Annotated in this window: 3 protein-coding genes; 2 read left to right on the top strand and 1 reads right to left on the bottom strand. The window is 65.0% G+C overall.

Annotated elements, in window-relative coordinates:
• Positions 1 to 361, top strand: a 361-nt coding sequence (locus tag AC36XV_RS06505; RefSeq protein ID WP_492202869.1) for a type IV pilus modification PilV family protein, incomplete at its 5' end; no start/stop codon positions are given.
• Between the two features lie 19 nt (positions 362 to 380).
• Positions 381 to 1214, top strand: a complete 834-nt coding sequence (locus AC36XV_RS06500; RefSeq protein WP_492202868.1) for a PilW family protein — start codon at positions 381 to 383, stop codon at positions 1212 to 1214.
• Between the two features lie 270 nt (positions 1215 to 1484).
• Here AC36XV_RS06500 and AC36XV_RS06495 read toward each other — a convergent pair whose 3' ends face one another.
• The gene (locus AC36XV_RS06495) at positions 1485 to 2576 is read right to left on the bottom strand and encodes a pilus assembly PilX family protein (RefSeq protein WP_492202867.1); all 1092 of its coding nucleotides are present in this window, start codon (positions 2574 to 2576) and stop codon (positions 1485 to 1487) included.
• Positions 2577 to 2806: the final 230 nt, after the last annotated feature.

Below are 2806 nucleotides of genomic sequence, written 5' to 3'. Positions count from 1 at the left end.
GCTTGTCGAAACGTTGATCGCCCTGACGATTCTGGTGATCGGCCTGGTGGCCGTGAGCGGGTTGAGTCTCGCGTCCGCCGACCAGGCGCGCATCGCGAACTGGCGGAGCCAGCAGGCGGCGGCCGCGCAGATCGTGCTGGAAGAGGTGCAGAACGAGGGTTGGGACGCCGCGGCGAGTCACATGGATACGGCCACGGTCTCGGGCCATGACTACGAGGTGAAGGTGGCCGTATCCCGCATATCGACCCGGGTCAAAGAGGTAACGATCGCCGTGGCCGGTGTGGGTGATGTCGGCAGCCGAACGTTCACGACCCGGATGTACAAGCCGAGACCCCTCCCGGACCCGCCGCCCAGCCCATGACACGAAGAGGATCGGACGCATGAACCGCATGCAGTCGCAGGCCGGATTCACGCTGGTCGAGGCACTGATCACCCTGGTGATCAGCGGGCTCCTCGCTTCGGCCATGCTGTCTCTGATGCTGGGCCAGAGTCGGTTCTACGAGCGGACGGATGACCAGATCTGGGCGGAGCAGAGCAACCGGGCGACGTTCGATCTCGTGTCCTCCGAGCTGCGGATGGCTTCGGGCGAGGACCTGCTCAACGCGGAGCCCGATTCCGTAGCGGTCCGATTCGACATCATGCGAGCGATCGTTTGCGATTCCACCGGAGCGGACGCCGCCGTGCTCATGGCCTACGACACCGTGGCCGCCTGGGGACTCGATGGCGGATTCCTCGGCACCGCCTACTCCGATCCCTACGACGACGAGTTCGAGTACGCCGATGCCTTCATGCCGACCACGGTTTCCACCGGATCCGGTCCGAAGGCCACCTGTGTGGCGAACGGCGCCCCGTCCACGAACCCCGACAACACGTACGCCGAGCTGTCCGGGTGGGCCGGTCAGTTCACGAACGGGGTGCCCGACCGGGGAGCCATGGTCCGCTTCTACAGCCGTCTCGCGTACCATTTCGCTCCCTCGACCTTCTTCGAGTCGCGCACGGCGCTGTGGCGCGGCACGCAGGAACTCGTCGGTCCGTTCGAAAGCGGGGCGGCGTTCAGCTACGTGCTCGACGACGGCAGCGTGCACAGCAACGTGTCGGCCTCGAACTTCGACCATGTGGTCGCCGTGCGAGTGACAGCGACGGCGGTGGGTGACGGCGCCAACCGTTACGGCGTAGAGCGCGATCTCGAGTTCGACATCCCCTTCCGGAACTGACCGAACGACGATCGCGGTCAGCATCTCCAAACGACGGACGCGCGGGGCTCGACTGCCCTCCGTCAGAAGGCGGCGGCCGGACATTACCGGGCGCCGCCTGCGCATTTCTGCTTGTGATACCGGCCGAAGCCCCGCACGGGGCATCTGAAGAAGTCCGGATTCGGATGGATTGATTCGGTCGTCTTTGCTCTACGGCTCGCTACTCAACAAGACCGGTCGGAGGATCAGAGGTCCCGGCCGGGCTTCACCACCGGATACCGCCGACTGACCCTACTGCCAGCGCTCGAACCAGCTTCCGGGCACTTCGGCGAGCCCGCCGAAGGCCGCCTTGGACGCGTAGGTCAATTTGCAGGAGTCGTAGTAGAACTCCTTGTTGCCGTTTCCGAGGTCCGATGAGGGGGTCGTTTCGCCGAGGAGCTCGTTGAGCCCCGTGATGGTGGCACCCTCGATCGTCTGATACCCGTTGCTCGTCAGGTATCCTCCGACGAGAACCATACCGTCCCACTGGAAGGAACCGTCCATGGTGAGGTTGTTACGCACGATGAGCGTCCCGCGCCCGCTGTCGTCGGGATCGACGGTGATGTTTCCGTTCACGTAGATCACCGGCCACTCGTCTGCGCCCAGGGTGCTGAAGTCGGGCCAGCTGTCGGGTGGAACCGTGTAGTCGGGCGCGAGCAGCCCCTGGTTCACGATCTTGTTCCACGGAACGCCCGTGGCCTGCAGGAGGTCCAGAGTCGATGCGGCCTCGTAGACGTCGGGAGACCCCGTCGGAACCAGGCCACCACCGCTCTGCGAGTAGCCCCCGGGTGGGACGGCCACTCCTGCCACCGTCGGCGCGGGAGAGTTCGGACAGTTGGGGTCTCCTGCGACGGCCTGGTCCGCTCCGGTGATCACGCCGGCTCCGCCGTTCTTCAGCAGCCCCGACCCCGAGGCGAAGGAAGCCGTCGCGGTCACCGTTCCGGCGCTGTATAGGGCCAGTCGAGAGATGGTGCGCGAGGCCGTGCCTCCTTCAGGTGGTGTATATGAGGAAACCGAGCGTATCCGATACAGGACGCGGTCGTTCGGTAGATCGAGCAGCTTTTCACCCGCGACGATGGCGGAACCGGTCGAGTACGTGAACGTGTCCGTCGTGGTGGCCTCGAGGTGGGTGCCGAGATACTGCTGCAGGGCGGCATCGGCGACATAGAAGGCGGTGGTTCCCGCCTCCTGGTTCTGGCTCGCCCGGAGCTCGGTCTCGGTCAGGACCATTCCCGCCGCCGCGAGGGCCGTCAGTCCCACCAGCGCCACGAGCACGATCATGAGGGCGGCGCCTCGCTCGTTGCGTACGACGTTCCTGGTCTTCCGTTGGTCTCGCGTCCGCATGCTTGCTCACTCCCACATTCGAGCTCTCCACCGGTCCTTGGCCGGCGATGAAACGCACCTCGTCGACCCCCGATCAGTGCAACCCCGGGGCCACGGAGGGATGGGAGCCGGAGAAGCTGCTAAGTGCCTGCGACCAATAGTGTTCAGCATCGCTTGGGGGAAGCTGCAGTGGGGCCGGAGGAACGGGAATGGCCGTAAGAATCAGTCGAATGGTCATGTTTTGCACGATC

This window comes from Candidatus Benthicola sp., assembly GCF_058719085.1.
This window is presented reverse-complemented; position numbering and strand designations above follow the sequence as displayed.